21 protein-coding genes are annotated in these 22,878 nt (G+C 60.5%); 17 read left to right on the top strand and 4 right to left on the bottom strand.

What is annotated here, in order from left to right:
• Positions 1–230 precede the first annotated feature (230 nt).
• Together ACYZT9_RS25390 and ACYZT9_RS25385 are read left to right on the top strand one after the other, a co-directional pair.
• Positions 231–1,160: an SdiA-regulated domain-containing protein gene (locus tag ACYZT9_RS25390; protein WP_462007915.1), complete on the top strand. Its 930-nt coding sequence runs from the start codon at positions 231–233 to the stop codon at positions 1,158–1,160.
• Positions 1,161–1,303: 143 nt separating this feature from the next.
• Positions 1,304–2,221 carry an SdiA-regulated domain-containing protein gene (locus ACYZT9_RS25385; protein ID WP_462007914.1) on the top strand — a complete coding sequence of 306 codons (918 nt, stop codon included), beginning with the start codon at positions 1,304–1,306 and terminating at the stop codon, positions 2,219–2,221.
• Positions 2,222–2,344: 123 nt separating this feature from the next.
• On the opposite strand, the gene rpiA is transcribed toward ACYZT9_RS25385, so the two are convergent.
• Positions 2,345–3,019 (bottom strand): ribose-5-phosphate isomerase RpiA, encoded by a 675-nt coding sequence (gene rpiA / locus ACYZT9_RS25380; RefSeq protein ID WP_017341330.1) that lies wholly within the window; start codon positions 3,017–3,019, stop codon positions 2,345–2,347.
• Positions 3,020–3,279: 260 nt separating this feature from the next.
• Here rpiA and ilvA point away from each other — a divergent pair, with 260 nt between their 5' ends.
• Both ilvA and ACYZT9_RS25370 read left to right on the top strand, forming a co-directional pair.
• Entirely contained in the window at positions 3,280–4,794 is a 1,515-nt protein-coding gene (gene ilvA / locus ACYZT9_RS25375) for a threonine ammonia-lyase, biosynthetic (RefSeq protein WP_462007913.1), read from the top strand.
• Positions 4,795–4,833: 39 nt separating this feature from the next.
• Positions 4,834–5,259: a DUF2269 domain-containing protein gene (locus tag ACYZT9_RS25370; protein ID WP_462007912.1), complete on the top strand. Its 426-nt coding sequence runs from the start codon at positions 4,834–4,836 to the stop codon at positions 5,257–5,259.
• Positions 5,260–5,363: 104 nt separating this feature from the next.
• Here the strand turns inward: ACYZT9_RS25370 and ACYZT9_RS25365 are convergent, their stop codons facing one another.
• Positions 5,364–6,020, bottom strand: coding sequence for a histidinol-phosphatase (locus tag ACYZT9_RS25365; protein ID WP_462007911.1), 657 nt, complete (start codon positions 6,018–6,020; stop codon positions 5,364–5,366).
• A 143-nt stretch (positions 6,021–6,163) separates the two neighbouring features.
• Between ACYZT9_RS25365 and ACYZT9_RS25360 the strand changes: the two genes are divergently transcribed.
• Both ACYZT9_RS25360 and ptsP read left to right on the top strand, forming a co-directional pair.
• Positions 6,164–6,643 carry an RNA pyrophosphohydrolase gene (locus ACYZT9_RS25360; protein WP_028623697.1) on the top strand — a complete coding sequence of 160 codons (480 nt, stop codon included), beginning with the start codon at positions 6,164–6,166 and terminating at the stop codon, positions 6,641–6,643.
• A 22-nt stretch (positions 6,644–6,665) separates the two neighbouring features.
• A complete protein-coding gene (gene ptsP, locus ACYZT9_RS25355; protein ID WP_462007910.1) occupies positions 6,666–8,945 on the top strand; it encodes a phosphoenolpyruvate--protein phosphotransferase in 2,280 nt (759 codons plus the stop codon).
• 131 nt (positions 8,946–9,076) lie between these two features.
• Here ptsP and ACYZT9_RS25350 read toward each other — a convergent pair whose 3' ends face one another.
• Entirely contained in the window at positions 9,077–9,823 is a 747-nt protein-coding gene (locus ACYZT9_RS25350; protein WP_462007909.1) for an NRDE family protein, read from the bottom strand.
• 131 nt (positions 9,824–9,954) lie between these two features.
• Between ACYZT9_RS25350 and ACYZT9_RS25345 the strand changes: the two genes are divergently transcribed.
• The 3 genes from ACYZT9_RS25345 to ACYZT9_RS25335 all read left to right on the top strand — a co-directional run bounded on the left by ACYZT9_RS25345 (position 9,955) and on the right by ACYZT9_RS25335 (position 12,644).
• Positions 9,955–10,737, top strand: a complete 783-nt coding sequence (locus ACYZT9_RS25345) for a sulfite exporter TauE/SafE family protein (RefSeq protein WP_462007908.1) — start codon at positions 9,955–9,957, stop codon at positions 10,735–10,737.
• A gap of 80 nt (positions 10,738–10,817) precedes the next feature.
• Positions 10,818–11,624 (top strand): prolipoprotein diacylglyceryl transferase, encoded by an 807-nt coding sequence (lgt, locus tag ACYZT9_RS25340; RefSeq protein WP_462007907.1) that lies wholly within the window; start codon positions 10,818–10,820, stop codon positions 11,622–11,624.
• A gap of 48 nt (positions 11,625–11,672) precedes the next feature.
• On the top strand, positions 11,673–12,644 hold the full coding sequence (locus tag ACYZT9_RS25335; protein WP_462007906.1) for a thymidylate synthase: 972 nt from the start codon (positions 11,673–11,675) through the stop codon (positions 12,642–12,644).
• A gap of 60 nt (positions 12,645–12,704) precedes the next feature.
• Here ACYZT9_RS25335 and cadR read toward each other — a convergent pair whose 3' ends face one another.
• Complete coding sequence (gene cadR / locus ACYZT9_RS25330; protein ID WP_462007905.1) at positions 12,705–13,154, bottom strand: Cd(II)/Pb(II)-responsive transcriptional regulator; 450 nt, start codon at positions 13,152–13,154, stop codon at positions 12,705–12,707.
• Positions 13,155–13,238: 84 nt separating this feature from the next.
• On the opposite strand from cadR, the gene ACYZT9_RS25325 reads away from it, so the two are divergent.
• From ACYZT9_RS25325 to ACYZT9_RS25290, 8 genes are all read left to right on the top strand, one after another.
• Positions 13,239–15,500 carry a heavy metal translocating P-type ATPase gene (locus ACYZT9_RS25325; RefSeq protein ID WP_462007904.1) on the top strand — a complete coding sequence of 754 codons (2,262 nt, stop codon included), beginning with the start codon at positions 13,239–13,241 and terminating at the stop codon, positions 15,498–15,500.
• A 16-nt stretch (positions 15,501–15,516) separates the two neighbouring features.
• Positions 15,517–16,380 carry a LysR family transcriptional regulator gene (locus tag ACYZT9_RS25320; protein ID WP_462007903.1) on the top strand — a complete coding sequence of 288 codons (864 nt, stop codon included), beginning with the start codon at positions 15,517–15,519 and terminating at the stop codon, positions 16,378–16,380.
• A gap of 226 nt (positions 16,381–16,606) precedes the next feature.
• Complete coding sequence (locus ACYZT9_RS25315; RefSeq protein WP_462007902.1) at positions 16,607–17,683, top strand: putative 2-aminoethylphosphonate ABC transporter ATP-binding protein; 1,077 nt, start codon at positions 16,607–16,609, stop codon at positions 17,681–17,683.
• Positions 17,683–19,407 (top strand): putative 2-aminoethylphosphonate ABC transporter permease subunit, encoded by a 1,725-nt coding sequence (locus ACYZT9_RS25310; RefSeq protein WP_462007901.1) that lies wholly within the window; start codon positions 17,683–17,685, stop codon positions 19,405–19,407. The genes ACYZT9_RS25315 and ACYZT9_RS25310 overlap by 1 nt, the downstream gene beginning before the upstream one ends.
• A 40-nt stretch (positions 19,408–19,447) precedes the next feature.
• On the top strand, positions 19,448–20,473 hold the full coding sequence (locus ACYZT9_RS25305; protein ID WP_462007900.1) for a putative 2-aminoethylphosphonate ABC transporter substrate-binding protein: 1,026 nt from the start codon (positions 19,448–19,450) through the stop codon (positions 20,471–20,473).
• 141 nt (positions 20,474–20,614) lie between these two features.
• Positions 20,615–21,748: a TIGR03364 family FAD-dependent oxidoreductase gene (locus ACYZT9_RS25300; protein WP_462007899.1), complete on the top strand. Its 1,134-nt coding sequence runs from the start codon at positions 20,615–20,617 to the stop codon at positions 21,746–21,748.
• Complete coding sequence (locus ACYZT9_RS25295; RefSeq protein ID WP_462007898.1) at positions 21,748–22,314, top strand: phosphonate degradation HD-domain oxygenase; 567 nt, start codon at positions 21,748–21,750, stop codon at positions 22,312–22,314. Before ACYZT9_RS25300 ends, ACYZT9_RS25295 begins: the two co-directional genes overlap by 1 nt.
• Before the next feature lie 85 nt (positions 22,315–22,399).
• A complete protein-coding gene (locus ACYZT9_RS25290; RefSeq protein WP_462007897.1) occupies positions 22,400–22,822 on the top strand; it encodes a hypothetical protein in 423 nt (140 codons plus the stop codon).
• Positions 22,823–22,878 lie beyond the last annotated feature (56 nt).

Here is a 22,878-nt window from a genome sequence, read left to right as displayed (position 1 = left end):
CGCGATGAACCTGAGAGCCCTGCGGGGTGTCAGGCTTGCAGCGTTATCGTTAACGTCCATCGCGAGCAAGCTCGCTCCTACATTGGTTTTTGTGATTGGTTGCACAAGGGCAATCCCGCCATTTCCCGTTTTTTTCACATCTTGTCTGGATAATTCCCGGGCTTCTGGCGTCTGAGCCGGTCCCAATTGTGCTATTACCCTTAGCCTGAATTTCTGGAACGCATCCCTTGATGGCCACCCAACCGCTGCCCACGTTCAAAACTGCCCGTCGCCCGCGCTTTTTCGTGCGTTGGTATTACTGGCTTTTGCTGGCCGTGGCCGCCGCGTATGGTCTCGCGTTCGCAATGCATTGGGATGACCGTGGCGTGCTCTGGGTGCTGGAGCGCTTCGAAAGTCCGGCCGGACGCCAGGAAAGCATCTGGCTCCCGGATTACCGGGCCGTGATAGATGCCAAGCCATTGCCGGGCATGGAAGAGGACGAAGCGTCCGACCTGGCCTACAACCCTCAAACCAAAACCCTGTTCTCGGTCATGGGCAAGAACCCGTTCCTTGTCGAACTGACCTTGCAGGGCGATGTCTTGCGCAAAATGCCGCTGGTGGGCTGGAGCAACCCGGAAGCCGTGACGGTCATGGGTAACGGTCAGTTGGCTATCGTCGATGAGCGCGAGCACCTGCTCAGCATCGTCAAGGTCGACGCCGACACCCGCGAGCTGAACATCGCCCACTTCCCGAAGTACGACCTCGGCACGTCGAAGGACCAGAACAAAGCGTTCGAAGCGATCGTCTGGGATGCGCGCAACCAGCTGATGCTGCTGGGTGAAGAGCGTCCACCGGCGCTGTTCACCTGGAAAAGCACCGACGGTCTGACGCTCACCGGCGACAAGCAGAAGCTTGCCAGCGATGAGCTGGATATCCGCAACCTGTCGGCCCTGGCCATCGATCCACGCACCCGGCACACGTTGGCATTGTCTGCCGACTCGCATCTGTTGCTGGAGCTGGACGAGAAGGGCGAGCAGGTGAGTTTCATGACCTTGCTGGGCGGCTTCAATGGTTTGAAAAAAACCATTCCCCGTGCCGAAGGCGTGACCATGGATGACACTGGCACGCTCTATATGGTGAGCGAGCCGAACCTGTTCTATCGTTTCGAGAAGCAGCACTGATTCTCGACCTTGGTTCGCGACCTTGGTTCGCGATTTTGTAAGAAGCGCGATGCTCAGTTGTAGGACCCGCTCAACGGCCTTTAAGCTTCAATTCAGACTGCCGTGGTATTCCATCCGCCCGTCCTGATTCCGAGCTTGCCCGAATGCGCCGACTTGCCCGCCCCAAACCCCTGATGCTGATTCTTTTGGTGATTGTGCTGGTCGTGCTGGTTGCGGTCGGCCAATACCTGCGGCTGTTCGAGCGCGTCTGGTTCAATGTGCACACGCTTTGGCAGCCGGAGAGTGCCGAGTCCATCGGCTTGAGCCACTACCAGGTCGTGGTCGAGGGCCGGGTCATTGAAGGCCTGGATGACGATGTATCGGCGCTGACTTTCGATCCTGTGCGCAAAAGCCTGTTCACCGTCACCAACAAGAACTCCGAACTGATCGAGCTGTCGCTGGAAGGCCAGATCATTCGGCGTGTCGCACTGGTCGGCTTCGGTGATCCAGAGGCGGTGGAGTTCATCAGCGCCGACACCTACGTGATCACTGACGAGAGCCAGCAACGGCTGATCAAGATTCATCTGGAAAAGGACACCACGTTCCTCGACGCGGCGGATGCCGAGCAAATGACGCTGGGCGTGCACATGAGCGGCAACAAGGGCTTTGAAGGACTGGCCTACGATTCGGTGGGCAAGCGCCTGTTTGTCGCCAAGGAACGCGACCCGATGCTGATCTACGAAGTGCAGGGTTTCCCCCATTACAACCCGGAGAAATCCTACGCGGTGCACGTGGTCAACAACCCCAGGCGCGATGCCGGGATGTTTGTACGAGACCTGTCGAGCCTGCAATACGACGAGCGTAGCGGCCATTTACTGGCGCTGTCCGACGAGTCGCGACTGATTCTGGAGCTGGATGTGGACGGGCGACCATTGAGCACCATGTCACTGAGCAAGGGGCGTCAGGGGTTGCAGAAGACAGTGCCGCAAGCGGAAGGGATCGCCATGGATGACGATGGCACGATGTACCTGGTGAGCGAGCCGAACCTGTTCTACGTCTTCAAAAAACCAACCCAACCCTGACCAACACCCTAAAACCAATGTGGGAGCGAGCTTGCTCGCGATGGGGCCGTGTCAGTCGATAAAGATGTCGACTGACAAACCGCTATCGCGAGCAAGCTCGCTCCCACAGGTTTTGCGTTTGGCTTACTGAGCGCGCAGGGTTTTGACACCTTCGCTGGTGCCCAGCAACAGCAAATCTGCCGGACGAGCGGCGAACAAGCCATTGGTCACGACGCCAACGATGGCGTTGATCTGACTTTCCAGCTCCACCGGGTTGGTGATCTGCATGTTGAACACATCCAGAATGATGTTGCCGTTATCGGTCAGTACGCCTTCACGGTAAACCGGGTCGCCGCCGAGCTTCACCAGCTCACGGGCCACGTGGCTGCGGGCCATCGGGATCACTTCCACAGGCAGCGGGAACGCGCCGAGCACCGGCACCAGTTTGCTGGCGTCGGCGATGCAGATGAAGGTCTTGGCCACGGCCGCGACGATCTTCTCACGGGTCAGGGCGGCGCCGCCGCCCTTGATCAGGTTCAGGTGTTCGTCGCTTTCGTCGGCACCGTCGACATAGAACTCCAGGTCGCTGACGGTGTTCAGCTCATACACCGGAATGCCGTGGCCCTTGAGACGCGCGGCGGTGGCTTCGGAGCTGGCGACGGCGCCGTCGAAGGCGCCTTTGTGCTGGGCCAGGGCGTCGATGAAGCAGTTGGCGGTGGAGCCGGTGCCGACCCCGACGATGCTCTTGTCGTCGAGTTTCGGGAGGATGAAGTCGACGGCGGCCTGGGCCACTGCCTGTTTGAGTTGATCCTGGGTCATGCGGGCTCCGAAAGCGGGCAAGGGGAGAACGGAAAGGCCGGCATTATAGGCTTCGGGGCAGGGAAGGTCATTGCCCGATTGGCGGCTCAAAAGATCGCAGCCTTCGGCAGCTCCTACAGGCGCATGCGAACATATTGTAGGAGCTGCCGAAGGCTGCGATCTTTTCCGGCGCCTTGAAACCACCTGTTTAGTGTGGTCGCCCGCTCGAAAGCCGGGTTAGACTCCATGGCCCTGCCCAACCCGCTCAGTGATGCTTTCCGATGCTCGAACAGTACGTCAAAAAGATCCTCACCTCGCGCGTTTATGACGTTGCCGTAGAAACCCCATTGCAGGCTGCCCGCCAGCTCTCCGAGCGGCTGGGCAACAGTATTTTGCTCAAGCGTGAAGACTTGCAGCCGGTGTTCTCGTTCAAGATTCGCGGTGCCTACAACAAGCTGACCCAACTGAGCGATGAAGAACGCGCTCGCGGCGTAGTGACCGCTTCGGCAGGCAACCATGCGCAGGGCCTGGCCCTGGCCGCGAAAGTGCTGGGCGTGAAAGCCACCATCGTCATGCCCAAGACCACTCCCGAGATCAAAGTCGAAGGCGTGCGTTCGCGCGGTGGCAAAGTGGTGCTGCACGGGGATTCGTTCCCGGAGGCCCTGGCCTATTCGCTGAAACTGGTCGACGAAAAAGGCTACGTCTACATTCACCCGTACGACGATCCCCACACCATTGCCGGGCAGGGCACGGTGGCCATGGAGATTCTGCGCCAGCACCCTGGGCGTCTGGATGCGATCTTCGTTCCGGTGGGCGGCGGCGGGCTGATCGCCGGTATCGCGGCGTACGTGAAATACCTGCGCCCGGATATCAAGATCATCGGCGTCGAGCCGGACGATTCCAATTGCCTGCAAGCCGCCATGGCCGCCGGCGAGCGCGTGGTGCTGCCGACCGTGGGTCTGTTCGCGGACGGCGTCGCGGTCGCTCAGATCGGGCAGCACACCTTCGACATCTGTAAAGACTATGTCGATGAAGTGATCACTGTCAGCACCGACGAGATCTGCGCGGCCATCAAGGATATCTACGACGATACCCGCTCGATTACTGAGCCTGCCGGCGCCTTGGGCGTGGCCGGGATCAAGAAGTACGTTGAGCAGCACGCCGTCACGGGCCACACCTTCGTCGCCATCGATTCCGGCGCGAACGTCAACTTCGACCGCCTGCGCCACGTCGCCGAGCGCGCCGAGCTGGGCGAGGGCCGCGAAGCCATCATCGCCGTGACCATCCCCGAGAAACCGGGCAGTTTCAAGGCGTTCTGCGAAGCCATTGGCAAGCGCCAGATCACCGAGTTCAACTACCGCTACAACACCGGCAGCGAAGCTCACATCTTTGTCGGCGTGCAGACACACCCGGAAAACGATCCGCGCAGCGCACTGATCGCCAGCCTGACCGAGCAGGGTTTTCCGGTGCTGGACCTGACCGACAACGAACTGGCCAAGCTGCACATCCGCCATATGGTCGGTGGTCGCGCGGCCCATGTGGTCGATGAAGTGATTCTGCGTTTTGAGTTCCCGGAGCGTCCGGGCGCGCTGTTCAACTTCCTCAACAAACTCGGCGGGCGCTGGAACATCTCGATGTTCCACTACCGTAACCATGGTGCGGCGGACGGCCGAGTGGTCGCCGGCCTGCAAGTGCCTCACGATGAACGTCACTTGGTGCCCGCAGCGCTGGAAGAAATCGGCTACCCGTACTGGGACGAAAGCGACAACCCCGCCTATCAGCTGTTTCTCGGCTGAGCGGCTACGCTGATGGGCAGATCATAAGGAAATCGAACAATGGAAACGTTAACCGCTCTGAAAATGGCGCACACTGCGGCGACGGCGATATTGTTGGGCTGTGCGCTGGGCCTGGGGATATGGGTTTGGCAAACGCGGCGCAGTGGCGATGCGACTGCTGCGGCACGTACGCTACAGCGGCCACGGGTGTTTGTTTGGCTGCTGATGGGTCTGGCATTGCTGGGCATGCCGTTCACTGGGTGGTGGATGGTGCATCTGGTGGGCTGGCCGTTGGGGCAGACGTGGTTGCTGGCGTCCAGCGTGCTTTACACCGTGGCAGCGTTGGGTTGGTTCTGGGTGTTGGTGCGGTTGAACAAGCTACGCACCGCGCCGGGGGGTAACGGTAAGTTCACGTTTGCCCTCGCGTTGTTCAGCTTCGTCTGTTTTGTCGCCATTGCGGGGTTGATGGGCGCGAAGCCTGTATAAGTCTTGAGACCGAGTTGCCCCCATCGCGAGCAAGCTCGCTGCCACATTGGATGTGTGAACGACTCAAATCCCCTGTGGGAGCGAGCTTGCTCGCGAAGGCGGTATTAGCCGCGCAACGAAATCACCGGCCAGCCACGCTTCTCGGCTTCAGCACGCAAATTCGGATCCGGATCAACCGCCACCGGATTCGCCACCTGCTCCAGCAACGGCAGATCATTCATCGAGTCGCTGTAGAAATAACTGTCTTCCAGCGAAAACCCGGTCTCTTCCAGCCAGCGATTCAGCCGCGTTACCTTGCCCTCGCGGAAGCACGGGATGTCGGTGCTGCGCCCGGTGTAACGGCCATCGACCATCTCACACTCTGTGGCGATCAAGGTTTCAACCCCCAGGCGCTCGGCAATTGGCCCGGTCACAAAGCGGTTGGTCGCGGTGATGATCACCAATTTGTCACCGGCTGCGCGGTGTTTGGCCAGCAGTTCGATCCCCTTGGGCAGCACGATCGGTTCGATGCAATCGCGCATGTAATCACTGTGCCATTGAGCCAGCGTGGCCATTTCGGTACGGCCGAGCACTTCCAGGCAAAAATTCAGATAGGCCGCATTATCGAGCTTGCCGGCCAGGTAATCCTGATAGAACTCATCGTTGCGCGCCTTGTAGGCGACGGCGTCAAGGAAGCCGCGTTCGCACAGATAGTCGCCCCAGGCGTGGTCACTGTCGCCGCCCAGAAGTGTGTTGTCCAAGTCGAATAAAGCCAGCCGCATTGCAGTTACTCGCTGAAAAGTCTGTAGAAAGGCATCCAGAATACGGACTTTTCACAAGAGTGCACATAAGGTAGGCCGGCGCGTTGCTGCCTTCACAACCTTTGTGGAACAATGCGGCGACATGCGTTTGCGAGGTTGTTGCCGTGATCGACCCCGATGGTTTCCGCCCCAATGTCGGGATCATTCTCACGAATGATGCCGGACAGGTGCTATGGGCTCGCCGTATCAATCAAGATGCCTGGCAGTTTCCGCAGGGTGGTATCAACCCCCAGGAGACGCCGGAAGACGCCTTGTACCGCGAGTTGAACGAAGAAGTGGGTCTGGAGCGCGAAGATGTTGAAATTCTCGCCTGCACCCGGGGCTGGTTGCGCTATCGTTTGCCGCAACGTCTGGTCCGTACCCACAGCCAACCGCTGTGCATCGGCCAGAAACAGAAATGGTTTCTCCTGCGCCTGATCTCCAACGAGCAGCGGGTGCGGATGGATTTGACCGGCAAACCGGAATTCGATGGCTGGCGCTGGGTCAGTTATTGGTATCCGTTGGGCCAGGTGGTGACATTCAAGCGCGAGGTGTATCGACGCGCTCTCAAAGAGCTTGCCCCGCGCCTTTTATCGCGCGACTGACGACGGAGTTCGACCCCGAGCCATGCTCAATACGCTGCGCAAGATCGTCCAGGAAGTTAACTCCGCCAAGGATCTCAAGGCGGCGTTGGGGATTATTGTGTTGCGCGTCAAAGAGGCCATGGGCAGCCAGGTCTGCTCGGTCTACCTGCTTGACCCCGAGACCAACCGCTTTGTGCTGATGGCGACCGAGGGCTTGAACAAGCGCTCGATCGGCAAAGTCAGCATGGCGCCCAACGAAGGTCTGGTCGGCCTGGTCGGCACGCGTGAAGAACCCCTGAACCTCGAAAATGCCGCGGATCACCCGCGTTATCGCTACTTCGCCGAGACCGGTGAAGAACGCTACGCCTCATTCCTCGGGGCGCCGATCATTCACCATCGCCGCGTCGTCGGCGTGTTGGTCATCCAGCAAAAGGAACGCCGTCAGTTCGACGAAGGCGAAGAAGCCTTCCTCGTGACCATGAGCGCGCAGCTCGCCGGCGTTATCGCCCACGCCGAGGCCACCGGTTCGATCCGGGGTCTGGGCCGCCAGGGCAAAGGCATTCAGGAAGCCAAGTTCGTCGGCGTGCCGGGTTCGCCGGGTGCGGCGGTCGGTACGGCGGTGGTCATGTTGCCACCGGCCGATCTGGACGTGGTGCCGGACAAGACCATAACCGACATCGAAGCCGAGCTCGGCTTGTTCAAGACTGCCATCGAAGGCGTGCGCTCCGACATGCGTGCCTTGTCCGCCAAACTGGCGAACCAGTTGCGCCCGGAAGAGCGCGCACTGTTCGATGTCTACCTGATGATGCTCGACGATGCTTCTCTCGGCAGCGAAATCACCACGGTGATCAAGACGGGTCAGTGGGCCCAGGGCGCATTGCGCCAAGTGGTCACCGAACACGTCAACCGTTTCGAACTGATGGACGACGCCTACCTGCGTGAGCGCGCCTCGGACGTCAAAGACCTCGGTCGGCGCTTGCTGGCTTATTTGCAGGAAGAGCGGCAACAGACCCTGGTCTACCCCGACAACACCATTCTGATCAGCGAAGAACTGACGCCGGCCATGCTCGGGGAGGTGCCGGAAGGCAAGCTGGCCGGTCTGGTCTCGGTCCTCGGGTCCGGCAACTCTCACGTGGCGATCCTAGCGCGCGCCATGGGCATCCCGACAGTGATGGGCCTGGTCGATCTGCCGTATTCCAAGGTCGACGGCATCCAGATGATCGTCGACGGCTACCACGGGGAGGTCTATACCAACCCGAGTGACGTGCTGCGCAAGCAGTTCGCCGAAGTGGTCGAGGAAGAGAAACAACTGGCCCTCGGGCTGGATGCTTTGCGCGACTTGCCGTGCGTGACGCTTGATGGCCACCGCATGCCGCTGTGGGTCAACACCGGCCTGCTGGCGGACGTGGCGCGGGCACAGAAGCGTGGCGCCGAGGGCGTCGGTCTGTACCGCACCGAAGTGCCGTTCATGATCAACCAGAGGTTCCCCAGCGAAAAGGAGCAGTTGGCGATCTACCGCGAACAACTCGCCGCGTTCCACCCGCAACCGGTCACCATGCGCAGCCTGGACATCGGCGGTGACAAGTCGCTGTCGTACTTCCCGATCAAGGAAGACAACCCGTTCCTCGGCTGGCGCGGCATTCGCGTCACCCTCGACCACCCGGAGATTTTCCTGGTTCAGACCCGCGCGATGCTCAAGGCCAGCGAAGGCCTGAACAACTTGCGGATTCTGTTGCCGATGATCTCCGGCACCCACGAACTGGAAGAAGCCCTGCACCTGATTCACCGGGCCTGGGGTGAAGTCCGCGACGAAGGTACCGACGTGCCGATGCCGCCGATTGGCGTGATGATCGAGATTCCTGCAGCGGTGTATCAGACCAAGGAACTGGCGCGTCAGGTGGACTTTCTGTCGGTCGGCTCCAACGACCTGACCCAGTACCTGCTGGCCGTGGATCGCAATAATCCGCGGGTGGCCGATCTCTACGATTATCTGCACCCGGCGGTGCTCCAGGCTTTGCAGAACGTGGTGCGCGATGCCCATGCCGAAGGCAAGCCCGTGAGCATCTGCGGCGAAATGGCCGGTGACCCGGCGGCGGCGGTGCTGCTGATGGCGATGGGTTTCGACAGCTTGTCGATGAACGCCACCAACCTGCCGAAGGTGAAGTGGATGCTGCGTCAGATCAACCTGAGCAAAGCCAAGGAATTGCTGGCGGAGCTGATGACCATCGACAACCCGCAAGTTATCCACAGCTCGCTGCAACTGGCGCTGAAGAACCTTGGGTTGGCGCGGATGATCAATCCGGCGGCGATCAAGCCTCACTGAAACGCGGATGGCCCCATCGCGAGCAAGCTCGCTCCCACAGTGGATTTGTGTTTGTTCACTCGTTTGTGGTCGACACAAAACCCTGTGGGAGCGAGCTTGCTCGCGATGGGGTCAGTCCTGACAACATCTAACTAAGCCCTGATCTCCACCTCCCCAAGATGCCCGCCATACGGCCCGAAGCTCCGTTCAACCACATGCCGCGTCCCGTCGGCATGAACGATCAGCGCCGTACTCGCTCGGGTTCCGTAACTCTGGCTGGCAATAAACACACTCGATAGCAACGTCTCGGTCGCCAAACCCACGCCTGTATCCGGTAACTCTGCAAACGGCGCTGTCTGCGCATCACTGAGCAACGCCAGTAACGCTTCAGGCTGCGGATCTTCCAGAACGGTCTCCAGCGCCGCCCGCGCCTTGAGCAGCTTCGGCCACGGCGTATCCAGCCCCGCATTCGATAATCCGTAAACCCCTGACGGCAGCATGACCGCCTCAGTCGCCCGCGCGTTGTAATGCCACAACTCATTGGCATTGCCGATCAGCAGATTAAACCCGGCATATTCCAGCGAACGTCCGACAACGTCGCCCAAGTAATCATCGATCGGTATTTCGCCATTGAGAAATCGCGCAACCAGTTCACCGCGGGATTTTCGGGCGGGCGGTTGGTGGGGGTCGCGGATATTGGTCAGGGCGGCGAAGCGCCCGTTGGCGCCGACACCGAGCCAAGTGCCGCCGGCCTCCAGGTCGCGACCGGCATAGACGTGCGGCGCTTCGGGCCACTGTGCCAGCGGCAGGCTGGGGCGGGCATAAAATTCGTCGCGGTTAGCCGCCACGATCAGCGGTTGGGCGTGACCCGGGCGCCAGGCAAAGACAATCAGGCACATAAGGTGGTCCTGTATGTTTTTTTGCCCACTCTACGCAGTCATTGTGCAGGTATCCATCGCCATCCAGTGGAGCCGAAGGCCATGCATCCGTTACCATGCCGCTCCGATTTCGGCGATCAATAGGGATGAACATGGAATTTCTGCTCTATCTGGCGCTCGGCGCCTGCGCAGGCGGGCTGGCAGGGCTGTTTGGGGTGGGCGGAGGGATCATCATCGTCCCGGTGCTGGTGTTCAGTTTCACCCTGCAGGGCTTCGATGCGTCGATCCTGACTCACCTGGCGGTCGGCACTTCTCTGGCGACGATTATCTTCACCTCGGTCAATGCGGTGCGCGAGCACCATCGACGCGGCGCCGTGCGTTGGCCGATTTTTGCCTGGATGACCGTCGGCATTCTGCTCGGTGCCGGTTTCGGTGCGCTGACCGCCGAAGCGATCTCCGGGCCCAACCTGCAGAAGATCATCGGTGTGTTCGCCTTGGTCATTGCCGTGCAGCTTATGCTGGATGTAAAACCCAAGGCCAGCCGAACGGTGCCGGGGAAAGTCGGTCTGACCCTGGCCGGCAGTGTGATTGGCTGGGCCTCGGCGATTTTCGGGATTGGCGGCGGTTCGCTGACCGTGCCGTTCCTGACCTGGCGCAGCGTGCCGATGCAGCAAGCCGTGGCGACCTCGTCGGCCTGCGGTTTGCCGATCGCCTTGGCCAGTGCATCAAGTTTCATGATTCTGGGCTGGCACGATCCGTTGCTGCCGGCCCATAGTCTCGGTTTTATCTATTTGCCGGCGCTGCTGGGGATCGCCCTGACCAGCATGGTTTTCGCCCGTTTCGGTGCGCGACTGGCCCACAAGCTGTCGCCGAAGTTGCTGAAAAGACTGTTCGCCGTTTTGCTGTTCTGCGTGGGTTTGAGTTTTCTGATCTGATGCACAGCACAATCCTGGCTTAATCCTGAGGTGGCAGCGTCGCCCGGGAATTCTGGTTTCAACTCTAACGAGGAGTCGCAATGCTGCCTTACCCGCAGATCGACCCGGTGGCCCTGGCCATCGGTCCGCTGAAAATCCACTGGTACGGTCTGATGTACCTGATCGGCATCGGCGGTGCCTGGCTGCTTGCGTCGCGCCGGCTCAACCGCTTTGACCCGACCTGGAGCAAGGAGAAGCTCTCCGACATGGTTTTCTGGATGTCGATGGGCGTTATCGTCGGCGGTCGCCTGGGCTATGTGCTGTTCTACGATCTGAGTGCTTATCTGGCCAATCCGACACTGATTTTCGAAGTGTGGAAGGGTGGTATGTCGTTCCACGGCGGCTTCATCGGCGTGATGCTGGCGGCATTGTGGTTTGGGAAAAAAAACAACAAGTCGTTCTTCCAGCTCATGGACTTCGTCGCGCCGATGGTGCCGATCGGTCTGGGCGCCGGGCGTATCGGCAACTTCATCAACGCCGAATTGTGGGGCAAGGCGACCGACGTGCCGTGGGCGATGGTCTTCCCGACCGATCCGGCGCAACTGGCTCGTCACCCCTCGCAGCTGTATCAGTTCGCCCTGGAAGGCGTCGCGCTGTTCCTGATCCTCTGGTTGTTCTCGCGCAAGCCGCGGCCGACCATGGCGGTGTCCGGGATGTTCGCGCTGTTCTATGGCATCTTCCGATTCATCGTCGAATTCGTCCGCGTCCCGGACGCGCAACTGGGCTATCTGGCCTGGAACTGGCTGACCATGGGTCAGGTACTGTGCGTACCGATGATCGCCGGTGGGCTGTTCCTGATCTGGCTGGCGTATCACCGCGCACCGGCGACGCCAGCGGCGGCTGTATAAATTCGAACCCCGGGGCGACGGTCCCGGGTTCAAGGACACAGGTAACTCATGAAGCAATATCTCGAACTGGTCGCCCACGTCATCAAGAACGGCACTAAACAGGCCAACCGCACCGGCGTGAACACCATCAGCTTCCCGGGCGCGATGCTGCGTTATGACCTGCAAGAAGGTTTCCCGGCAATCACCACGCGCAAGATGGCCTTCAAGTCGGCCATCGGCGAGATGTGCGGTTTTCTGCGTGGTGTGAACAACGCCGCTGAGTTCCGCGCCCTGGGCTGCAAGGTCTGGGACCAGAATGCCAACGAAAATGCGCAATGGCTGGCCAACCCGTTCCGTCAGGGTGAAGACGACCTCGGAGAGATCTACGGCGTGCAATGGCGCAAATGGCCGGCGTACAAGCAGATCCCGGTCAGCAACAAAGCGGCCATCGAACAGACGTTGAACCAAGGCTACCGTCAGATCGCTGAAGGCGAAGAAGACGGTCAGGCTTACGTGGTGCTGTACAAGGCGATCGACCAGATTCGCCAGTGCGTCGACACCATCATCAAGGACCCGGGCAGCCGCCGCATTCTGTTCCACGGCTGGAACGTCGCACAGCTCGATGAAATGGCCCTGCCGCCGTGCCACTTGCTGTACCAGTTCCACCCGAATGTCGAGACCAAAGAGATCTCTTTGACCCTCTACATCCGCTCGAACGATCTTGGCCTGGGCACGCCGTTCAACCTCACCGAAGGCGCCGCGCTGCTGAGCCTGATCGGTCGCCTGACCGGTTATACGCCGCGCTGGTTCACCTATTTCATCGGTGATGCCCACGTCTACGAAAACCATTTGGACATGCTGAATGAACAGCTCAAGCGCGAGCCGTTCCCGATGCCGAAACTGGTAATCAGTGATCGTGTGCCGGAGTTTGCCAAGACGGGTGTTTATCAGCCGGAGTGGCTGGAGTTGATCGAGCCGAGTGATTTCTCGCTGGAAGGCTACGAGCACCATGCACCGATGACGGCGCCGATGGCGGTCTAAAACTCAACACCGGACCAATGTGGGAGCGGGCTTGCTCCCACATTGGGTTATGCGCTGGTCTTAGTGGCCGTGGCTGCGGCCCACATGAGAATGCTCAACCTCCGTCGCCACCACCCCGCCGCTCACCTCCAACCGCTGCAAAATCCCGCACTGATCAATATCCTGCCCTTCGCCGCAGCGTTGGCGCAGGTCGAGCAGTTGCGCCTGTAACGCCAGCAACCCGTCGATCCGTGCTTTCACGTGATGGATGTGTTCATCGATCAGCGTATTCACGCTTTCGCATTGATCCTGCGGACTATCACGCAAGGCCAGCAGGCTGCGGATTTCCTCGAGCGTCATGTCGAGGGTCCGGCAATTGCGGATGAAGGTCAGGCGTTCGGCGTGGGCCTGGGTGTAGACGCGGTAGTTGCCGTCGCTGCGGGCCGGTTCGGGAAGCAGATTTTCGCGCTCGTAATAGCGGATGGTTTCCACGGCGCAGTCGGTGAGTCTGGCCAGTTCTCCGATCTTCATGGCGGCAATCTCCAAAAGGGGCTTGACCCTATAGTGGCTACAGGGTCTTTACTTGGCAACAGGCACCTTCATGGACGCGACCCAATGAGCGATTCCCAACACACCCACACACCCGAGGCTGTTCACGATCACAGCCATAAGCTGCAGCCTGTGCAAAAACATGACCATGGCGGCCACGGGGATTCCTGCTGTTCTTCCAAAGCGGCTGCGCCATCGCTGATCAAACTCAGCGAAGCACCAACCGCCAACGCGCGGTTGAGCAGCTTCCGCATTGATGCAATGGACTGCCCGACCGAGCAGACGCTGATCCAGAACAAACTGGGCAAACTCGAGGGCGTGCAGCAGCTGGAATTCAACCTGATCAACCGCGTGTTGGGCGTCACTCACGACCTGCCGAGCACCGCGCCAATCATCGACGCGATCAAGTCCCTCGGCATGCAGGCCGAGCCGCTGGAGCAGGGTGTCGAAGCGCCAGCTACGGCGCCCGAGAAAAAGTCGTGGTGGCCATTGGCGCTGTCCGGCGTGACCGCGCTGGCCGCCGAAGTGATCCACTTCACCAATGCTGCGCCCAACTGGGTCGTGGCCATCATCGCGCTGATCTCGATCCTCAGCGGCGGACTCAGCACGTATAAAAAGGGCTGGATCGCCCTGAAAAACCTCAACCTGAACATCAATGCGCTGATGAGCATCGCCGTGACCGGCGCGATCCTGATCGGGCAGTGGCCGGAAGCGGCGATGGTGATGTTCCTGTTCGCTGTGGCCGAGTTAATCGAAGCCAAATCCCTGGACCGGGCGCGCAACGCCATCGGTGGTCTGATGCAGATGACGCCGGAGCAAGCCACGGTACTTCAGGCCGACGGCAGCTGGGTTGTGCAGGACGTCAAAATCATCGAGCTGGGTGCACGGGTACGCGTTCGGCCCGGTGAGCGGATTGGCCTGGACGGTGAAGTCGTATTGGGCAGTTCAACCATCGATCAGGCGCCGATCACCGGCGAAAGCCTGCCCGTAGAGAAAACCGTCGGCGACAAGGTGTTTGCCGGCACCATCAACCAGGCGGGTTCTCTGGAGTATTCCGTGACCGCCGAGGCCAACAATTCGACCTTGGCGCGGATCATTCACGCCGTCGAACAGGCTCAAGGCGCGCGGGCACCGACTCAGCGCTTCGTTGACCGGTTTTCGAAAATCTATACCCCCGCCGTGTTTATCTTCGCACTTGCGGTGGCGGTGATTCCGCCGCTGTTCATGGGCGCGCTATGGTTCGACTGGATCTATCGCGCGCTGGTGTTGCTGGTGGTCGCGTGCCCCTGCGCATTGGTGATTTCCACCCCGGTGACCATCGTCAGCGGCCTCGCGGCGGCGGCGCGCAAAGGGATTCTGGTCAAGGGCGGCGTTTATCTGGAAGGTGGTTACAAACTCGACTACCTGGCGTTGGACAAGACCGGCACGATCACCCACGGCAAGCCGGTGCAGACCGATTATCTGTCGCTTGATCCCACGGCCGATGCCTCGGCGCCGGCGATTGCCGCAGCGTTGGCGGGGCGTTCGGACCACCCGGTGTCGCTGGCCATCGCCAACGCCGCTGTAGATAAACCCTTCGCGCCGCTCGTTGTGGATAACTTCGAAGCCCTGGCCGGTCGAGGTGTTCGTGGTGAGATCAACGGTCATACTTACCACTTGGGCAACCATCGCCTGGTCGAAGAGCTGAACCTGTGTTCGCCGACGCTGGAAGAAAAGCTGTTTGCGCTGGAGAAACAGGGCAAGTCCGTAGTGCTGTTGCTCGACCAATCCGGACCCTTGGCGTTGTTCGCCGTGGCCGATACGGTGAAGGAATCCAGCCGCGAAGCGATCCAGCAACTGCACGATCTGGGCATCAAAACCCTGATGCTGACCGGCGACAACGTCCACACCGCTCAGGCGATTGCCGCGCACGTCGGCATCGACGAAGCCAAGGGCGATCTGCTGCCGACCGACAAACTGCAAGCCATCGAAGCACTTTATGCACAGGGCCACCACGTCGGTATGGTCGGCGACGGGATCAACGATGCTCCGGCGCTGGCACGTGCCGAGATTGGTTTTGCGATGGCCGCCGCGGGTACCGATACTGCCATCGAGACTGCGGATGTCGCCCTGATGGACGACGACCTGCGCAAAATACCCGCATTCATCCGTTTGTCGCGGCAGACGTCGAGCATCCTTAAACAGAACATCGCGCTCGCATTGGTCATCAAGGCTATCTTTCTTGGGGTAACCTTCGCCGGGATCGCCACCATGTGGATGGCGGTGTTCGCCGACATGGGTGTGAGCCTGCTGGTGGTGTTCAACGGGTTACGCCTGTTACGCAAATAATCGATGAGGAGCGGGTGTGCTGAGTGCCGAGCTGAAGGCGTTTTACATGGTGGCCCGCCTGGGCAGTATTACACTGGCAGCGAAAAAGCTCGGCCTGAGCCAGCCCACGGTGACGACGCAAATCCGCAACCTGGAAAGCCAGTACTCGGTTGAACTGTTCTACCGGGGCGGGCGCCGCCTCAGCGTCAGCGATGACGGTGCGCGTTTGTTGCCGATGGTCAAGGCGTTGTTGCAGCAGGAAGCCGACATCGAGTTCTTTCTGCGCAACAGCGGCCAGGTCGAGGGTACGTTGCGCATCGCCGCCACGGCGCCGTATTACATCCTCGATCTGGTGAAAACCTTTCGCGAGCGCTTGCCTCAGGTGGAAGTGTCGGTGGAAATCGGCAACTCGCAGCAGGTGCTGGAGGCGCTGGAGGATTACCGGGTCGACGTCGCCGCTTCCTCGCAACTGCTCGACGACGCGCGACTGATTCGCCGGGTGCTCGGCAGCGATCCGCTGGTGTTGGCGGTGCATCGCAGTCATCCGCTGGCGGTGCACGAACATGTGCCGCTCAGCGCGTTGGCCGGGCATACGTTGTTGATGCGGGAATCGGGCTCGACCACTCGGCGGTTGACCGAGGAATTGCTGGCCAGCGCCGGGGTAAGTTTCGGGCCGTTGCTGGAGATTGGCAGTCGAGAGTCGATTCGCGAGGCGGTGCTGCGCAACATCGGGATCAGCATCATTGCCCGGCAGGAAGTGCCGCATGATCCGCAACTGCGCGTGCTGACCATCGAGAATGCACCGCAGATTCCCGAGTATTTGTATTGCCTCAAGGAGCGAAAAGGTGCACGGCTACCGGCGGCGTTTCTCGGGTTGGCGCAGGAAATGGCCCCCGCCTGAGATCTCCATTGCCTGTTCGGGCCTCTTCGCGACCAAGCTCGCTCCCACATTAGTTGACTGCGTTCCCCCTGTGGGAGCGAGCTTGCTCGCGATGGCGGCAGATCAGGCACCACAAAACCTCAACCCAAATCCCCGAATACCACTATCAGCCGTTTTGGCCTCACTGCCACATGACGGACGCATTACATCCCTAGGATGAGCTTCATCTGCTTGATGAGGCCCGTCCATGAACCACTCGATTGCAACTGCCCTGACCAACCCCGGCGCCCCGATGAGGGTGCGCGGCGTGCAGAAACGCTTCGGCGCCTTCACTGCGCTGGATAACGTTTCCCTGGACGTGGCGGCCGGTGAACTGGTGTGTCTGCTGGGCCCGTCGGGCTGTGGCAAAACCACCTTGCTGCGCTGCATCGCCGGTCTGGAGAAGCAGGACAGCGGCGAGTTGTACCTCGGCGATCGCAACGTTTCTCACCTGGCACCTCAGGCCCGCGACTACGGTATTCTGTTTCAGTCCTACGCGCTGTTCCCCAATCTCACCGTCGAGGCGAACATTGCCTACGGCCTCGCCGGTAGCGGTCGTGATGAAGTGCGCACACGTGTCGGTCAGATGCTGGAACTGGTCGGCCTGACCGGTAGTGAGAAAAAGTACCCCGGCCAATTGTCCGGTGGCCAACAGCAACGTGTCGCACTGGCCCGCGCCTTGGCACCGGCGCCATCCTTGTTGCTGCTGGACGAACCGATGTCGGCGCTCGACGCACGGGTCCGTGAGCACCTGTGCACCGAACTGCGTCAACTTCAACGCAGCCTCGGCATCACCACCCTGATGGTCACCCACAATCAGGACGAAGCCATGCTGATGGCCGACCGCATCGCCGTGATGAACAATGGCAAGGTCGAGCAGTACGCCACGCCGCAGGAAATCTATGACCGCCCGGCCACGCCGTTCGTGGCGGAGTTTGTCGGTCAGGGCAATTGGCTGCCCTTCCACCGCAGCAGCGACAGCCACGCCCGGGTCGGCGGGATGAACATGCGTCTGGCCGATGGCAGCGTAAAAACTGCGTCAGGCCGGTTGTTCTGCCGTCCCGAGGCGATCAACGTCAACCCGCTGGTGCATGAGGAAAACCTGTTCCCGGCCAAGGTTCGCGAAATCACCTTCCTCGGCAACCGTTGCCGCATGAGCTTCGAACTCGATCAACTGCCGGGCCATGCGTTGCTGGCAGAACTGGCACCGGAAGCCATGCCGCGCCTCGGTGCTCAGCAAATCATGGTCGCCTTGCCGCCGCGCAGCCTGCAGGTGTTTGCCTGATGAGCGCGAACATCGCGCTGCCGATACCGCGCAAGCAGGTTCGGCAGACCTCCCGTGCCGAGATCGGCGACCGGGTGTTTGTGGTCGGTGGCAAAGTCCTGCTGCTGGTGTTGCTGGGCGTCGCCGTGTTGATGCCGTTGCTGGCGATCTTCTGGCGCGGCTTCAGTTCGGAAGCCGGGCAGGGCGGTGGTCTGGTGGCTGCCCGTGAGCTGGTCAGCAGTGCGAATTTCCACTGGCTGCTCGGCAATAGTCTGAAAGTCTCCCTCAGCGTCGCGGCCATCGTCGTACCACTGGCTTATCTGTTTGCCTACGCGCTGCAACGCACCTTGATTCCGGGCAAAGGCCTCTGGCGCGGGATGTCGCTGCTGCCGCTGATGGCGCCGTCGATGTTGCCCGGTATCGCGCTGGTTTACCTGTTCGGCAATCAGGGCATGTTGCGCGGTTTGCTCTCGGACAATATTTACGGTTTCTGGGGCATCGTTCTGGGTGAGGTCATCTACACCTTCCCACATGCGCTGATGATTTTGCTGTCAGCCCTGTCTCTGGCGGATGCGCGACTCTTCGATGCCGCCTCCAGCATGGGCGCCAGTCCGGCCAAAGCCTTTCGCAGCATCACCTGGCCAGCAACCCGTCAGGCGGTGTTCGCCGCGTTCTGTTTGGTCTTCACGTTGACCATCACTGACTTCGGCGTGCCCGTGGTGGTCGGCGGCGACTATCAGGTGCTGGCGCTGGAAGCCTACAAAGCCGTGGTCGGCCAGCAACAGTTCGGACGCGGTGCGTTGATCGGCATGGTTCTGCTGCTGCCGGCGCTGTTCAGCTTCGCGGTGGATGCCTGGTTGCGTCGGCGTCACGGCGACTCCATGAGCGGCCGCGCGCAGGTCTTTCAACCGGCGCCGTCGAAACTTCGCGACGGCTGCTACCTGGCCATCGTGCTGCTGATCTGCGCGGTGTTATTGCTGGTGTTCGGCATGGCGGTGTTCTCGTCGCTGGTGAAGTTCTGGCCCTACAACCTGTCGCTGTCGCTCAACCATTACCAGTTCAATGACACCGCCGGCGGTGGCTGGCTGGCCTACGGCAACAGCGTGAAGATGGCTGTATGCACAGCGTTGATCGGCAGCGTGCTGATCTTCACCGGCGCGTACCTGATGGAAAAAACCAAGAGCCAGCCGGGACTGAATCTGACGCTGCGCATGCTCAGTTTCGTACCGATGGCGGTGCCGGGTCTGGTGCTCGGTTTGGGTTACGTCTTCTTCTTCAACCTCACCGACAACCCGTTGCATGTGCTCTACGGGACCATGACCCTGCTGGTGGTCTGCACCATTGCGCACTATTTAACCACCGCGCAAATGACCGCCACCACCGCACTGCGCCAACTCGACGCCGAGTTCGAAGCCGCCGCGCTGTCGCTCAAGGCGCCGCTGTATCGGCATTACCTGCGGGTCACCGTGCCGATCTGCCTGCCGGCGCTACTGGACATCGTGCGCTATCTGTTCGTCTCGGCCATGACCACCGTCTCGGCGGCGATCTTCCTCTACAGCCCCGACACCATCCTCGCGGCGGTGGCGGTGCTGAACATGGACGACGCCGGCAACGTCGGCGGCGCGGCGGCGATGTCCACGTTGATTCTATTCACCTCGGCGGGCGTTTCGCTGCTGCTGGCCTGGGCTTCGCGCGGTTTGCTGCGCCGCTCCCAGGCCTGGCGGCAGACCGCGCCCGGTCACTGATTTGCGATCCCGTCACCTCAACTCAAAACAGGAAAAGATCATGTTCAAGCCCCTGGCCCTGGCCGCTGCTGTCCTCACCGCTTTCAGCCTGAACGCCTTCGCGGCGACCACTGAGTTGACGGTGTACACCGCCCTCGAAGCCGAACAGCTGAAGACCTACAAAGAAGCCTTCGAAAAAGCCAACCCGGATGTCGAGATCAAGTGGGTACGCGACTCCACCGGCATCATCACCGCCAAGCTGCTGGCCGAAAAAGCCCGCCCGCAGGCTGATGCTGTCTGGGGCCTGGCCGCTTCCAGCCTGGCGATTCTCGATCAGCAAGGCATGCTGCAAAGCTACGCGCCGAAAGACCTGGGCAAAATCGGCGGCAACTACCGCGACGCCGCCAACCCGCCCGCCTGGGTCGGCATGGACGTGTGGGCTGCGACCATTTGCTTCAACACCGTCGAAGCCGAGAAGCAGGGTTTGACCAAACCCGTGAGCTGGCAGGACCTGACCAAGCCTGAGTACAAAGGCAAAATTGTAATGCCGAACCCGGCCTCGTCCGGCACCGGTTTCCTCGATGTCAGCGCCTGGCTGCAAACATTCGGCGAGAAGCAGGGCTGGCAGTACATGGACGACCTGCACCAGAACATCGGGCAGTACGTTCACTCCGGTTCGAAGCCTTGCAAACTGGCGGCTGCGGGTGAATTCCCGATTGGCATTTCCTTCGAATACCCGGCCGTTCAGTTGAAGCGTAAAGGTGCACCGCTGGACATCATCCTGCCGAAAGAAGGCCTGGGTTGGGAGATCGAAGCGACTGCCGTGATCAAAGGCACGCCACATGAAGAGGCCGCCAAGAAACTGGCTGACTTCTCGGCAAGTCCGGCGGCGATGGAGCTGTATAAAGAGAACTTCGCGGTGCTTGCTCAGCCGGGGATTGCCAAGCCGCAGACTGAATTGCCGGCGGATTACGAGCAGCGCCTGATCAAGAACGACTTTGCCTGGGCGTCGAAGAATCGCGATGAAATCCTGACCGAGTGGCGCAAGCGCTATGACGGCAAATCCGAGAAAGTGGTTGCCAAGTAAATCTTCGTAGGCTGACAGGCCCCATCGCGAGCAAGCTCGCTCCCACAGGGATTTAGGGTGGACACAGGTTGTGTGGTCGCCACGGAACCTGTGGGAGCGAGCTTGCTCGCGATTGCGGTCTGTCATTCAGGACAAAAACCCATGACACACCACAACGACATGCTGATCGTAGGCGCCGGCATCCTCGGCCTGTCTCACGCCTACTCCGCCGCCAGACGCGGTCTGAAGGTTACGGTTTTCGAACGCAGCGAAACGCCGCTCGGTGCCTCGGTGCGCAACTTCGGCCAGGCCCTCGTCACCGGTCAGCCGCCAGGCCCGATGCTGGAGCTGGCCAAAGCCAGCCGCGAGATTTGGGGTCAATGGGCACAACTGGCCGGCCTGCAACTCAAGCGCAACGGCTCATACCTGTTCGCCCGCACCGAAGCCGAAGAATACCTGCTGGAAGCTTTTTGCGCGGGACGAGCCGTGGAACACGGTTATCGTGTCGAACTGCTGCGCGGCGCCGCATTGCGCGATTTATACGGCGGCCAATTCAGCCATCACCGCGCCGCGCTGCACGGCATGGACGATCAACAACTGTATTCCCGTGAAGCAATTCCGGCATTGATCGATTACCTGCGCCGCGAAATGAACGTCGAGTTTTACTTCTCCACTCTCGTTCGCGACATCGAGCCCGGCCGCTTGCACAGCACCGCCGGCACCTTCAGCGCCGAGCAGATCATCGTCTGTTCGGGACACGATTATCAGACCTTGCTCGCCGAGCCGATCGCCGCGCTTGACCCGCAAATCTGCCGCCTGCAAATGCTCCGCGCCCGCCCGCAGATCAACCTCAACCTGCAACACGCGCTGCTCACCGGTTTGAGTTGCGTGCATTACGGTGCATTCGCGGACCTGCCAGAAGCGGCGGCGGTGCAGGCGCAAATCCTGCGTGAAGAACCGCACCTGCACGAAAACGGCATTCACCTGCTGATCAGCCCGACGCCGTACGGTGAACTGATCATCGGCGACTCCCATCACTATGGCAGCGACCCCTCGCCATTCAATGCCGAGCAAGTGGACGACTGGATGATCGAACTGTCCGAGCAGACGTTGGGCTGCAAGGTGCAAGTGGTCGAGCGCTGGCAGGGTGTCTATGGTTCCCGGGGGCCAGGACCGTTTTCGTTCCTGCGGCCGATGCCGGGCGTGAGCGTGGCACTGATGCACACCGGCGTCGGCATGAGTGTCGGGCCGGCCATGGCAGAACGTAATGTCGCGACGGTATTGGGAGAGCTTTGATGGACCGCACTGCGCAAGTGATCGACGAGGTATTCGCGCTGTACGAACGTTTTGGCGACAGTGATTACATCGGCGAGCCGGTGTCGCAAATCGAGCACATGTCCCAGGCCGCACAACTGGCCATGGCGGAAGGTTTCGATGACGAGGTGGTGCTCGCCGCGTTCTTCCACGACATCGGGCACATCTGCGCCGAGAGCGCCGAGACCATGGGCGGTTTCGGCGTGGTCAGCCACGAGCGGCTGGGCGCTGATTATTTGCGCCGGGCAGGTTTCAGCGAGCGCGTGGCGCGGCTGGTGGAATACCACGTCCAAGCCAAGCGTTATCTGACGCTCAAAGAGCCCGGGTACTACGAGCGTTTGAGCGAGGCCAGCCGCCGAACCCTTGAATATCAGGGCGGCGTGATGACCGAGGCTGAAGCGCTGGCCTTCGAGCAAGACCCTTTGTGCGCCGTCAGTCTGCGCATGCGGCAGTGGGATGAGCTGGCCAAGGAGATGTGGGTGCCGGTGATGGATCTCGACGTGTTGAAGCGTAAAGCCGCGAGCGTCTTGTCTGGCGAGGCGCGTTGAGTTGTCTCACAGGCAATAGCGAAACGGTGGATAGTTGGCCTTGCGGCGACGGGTCAGTCTGGGCTTTTCCCAAGGAAGCGCACGGATGCGTTATTTGAAAGTGATTGCACAGGATCGAAGCGGGAAGGGTGTGGCAGATGCTCTTCATTTTGAGTTTTATGAAGATGACCAGTTGCAGCGCAAGGCAACGAATGCGGATCTCAAGCGGCTCAAATCTTTCAGCACTAATTATTTGAAATGCGCCTGGTTCAATCGCGGTGAGGGCGAGGAGCGGCACCTGCGCATCTTCTCGCAGAATCCCTCGGCTGACGGTTCGCCGGAAACGGTGCGGCTGCATTTTCATGAAGGGCCGGTGATTGCCTATAAAGCAGCGGCCCGTGATCTGGATAACGATGGCGAGTTCGAGCTGATATTGAGCTCGGATGTGGATAATGATGGGCGAGCGGATCGTACGGATCGAAGTCGTGTCAGGTCGCTGGTGCGGGAGTTCTTGAAGATCAGCGTTTGACCGCGAAACAGCGTTACGGCCATCGCGAGCAAGCTCGCTCCCACAGGTTTTGTGAG

This window comes from Pseudomonas sp. ZT5P21 (assembly GCF_054897785.1).
The sequence above is the reverse complement of the archived record's forward strand: the minus strand, read 5'-3'. Positions and strand labels throughout refer to the sequence as shown.

What these genes read in the sequence shown, in the direction of transcription:
- ilvA (WP_462007913.1), top strand. Translation starts at nt 3,280, where the DNA reads ATGCTCGAACAGTACGTCAAAAAGATCCTCACCTCGCGCGTTTATGAC.
- ACYZT9_RS25300 (WP_462007899.1), top strand. Translation starts at nt 20,615, where the DNA reads ATGACACACCACAACGACATGCTGATCGTAGGCGCCGGCATCCTCGGC.
- lgt (WP_462007907.1), top strand. Translation starts at nt 10,818, where the DNA reads ATGCTGCCTTACCCGCAGATCGACCCGGTGGCCCTGGCCATCGGTCCG.
- ACYZT9_RS25315 (WP_462007902.1), top strand. Translation starts at nt 16,607, where the DNA reads ATGAACCACTCGATTGCAACTGCCCTGACCAACCCCGGCGCCCCGATG.
- ACYZT9_RS25390 (WP_462007915.1), top strand. Translation starts at nt 231, where the DNA reads ATGGCCACCCAACCGCTGCCCACGTTCAAAACTGCCCGTCGCCCGCGC.
- ACYZT9_RS25335 (WP_462007906.1), top strand. Translation starts at nt 11,673, where the DNA reads ATGAAGCAATATCTCGAACTGGTCGCCCACGTCATCAAGAACGGCACT.
- ACYZT9_RS25365 (WP_462007911.1), bottom strand. Translation starts at nt 6,020, where the DNA reads ATGCGGCTGGCTTTATTCGACTTGGACAACACACTTCTGGGCGGCGAC.
- ACYZT9_RS25295 (WP_462007898.1), top strand. Translation starts at nt 21,748, where the DNA reads ATGGACCGCACTGCGCAAGTGATCGACGAGGTATTCGCGCTGTACGAA.
- ACYZT9_RS25290 (WP_462007897.1), top strand. Translation starts at nt 22,400, where the DNA reads ATGCGTTATTTGAAAGTGATTGCACAGGATCGAAGCGGGAAGGGTGTG.
- ACYZT9_RS25310 (WP_462007901.1), top strand. Translation starts at nt 17,683, where the DNA reads ATGAGCGCGAACATCGCGCTGCCGATACCGCGCAAGCAGGTTCGGCAG.
- ACYZT9_RS25385 (WP_462007914.1), top strand. Translation starts at nt 1,304, where the DNA reads ATGCGCCGACTTGCCCGCCCCAAACCCCTGATGCTGATTCTTTTGGTG.
- ACYZT9_RS25305 (WP_462007900.1), top strand. Translation starts at nt 19,448, where the DNA reads ATGTTCAAGCCCCTGGCCCTGGCCGCTGCTGTCCTCACCGCTTTCAGC.
- ACYZT9_RS25370 (WP_462007912.1), top strand. Translation starts at nt 4,834, where the DNA reads ATGGAAACGTTAACCGCTCTGAAAATGGCGCACACTGCGGCGACGGCG.
- ACYZT9_RS25350 (WP_462007909.1), bottom strand. Translation starts at nt 9,823, where the DNA reads ATGTGCCTGATTGTCTTTGCCTGGCGCCCGGGTCACGCCCAACCGCTG.
- cadR (WP_462007905.1), bottom strand. Translation starts at nt 13,154, where the DNA reads ATGAAGATCGGAGAACTGGCCAGACTCACCGACTGCGCCGTGGAAACC.
- ACYZT9_RS25325 (WP_462007904.1), top strand. Translation starts at nt 13,239, where the DNA reads ATGAGCGATTCCCAACACACCCACACACCCGAGGCTGTTCACGATCAC.
- rpiA (WP_017341330.1), bottom strand. Translation starts at nt 3,019, where the DNA reads ATGACCCAGGATCAACTCAAACAGGCAGTGGCCCAGGCCGCCGTCGAC.
- ACYZT9_RS25345 (WP_462007908.1), top strand. Translation starts at nt 9,955, where the DNA reads ATGGAATTTCTGCTCTATCTGGCGCTCGGCGCCTGCGCAGGCGGGCTG.
- ptsP (WP_462007910.1), top strand. Translation starts at nt 6,666, where the DNA reads ATGCTCAATACGCTGCGCAAGATCGTCCAGGAAGTTAACTCCGCCAAG.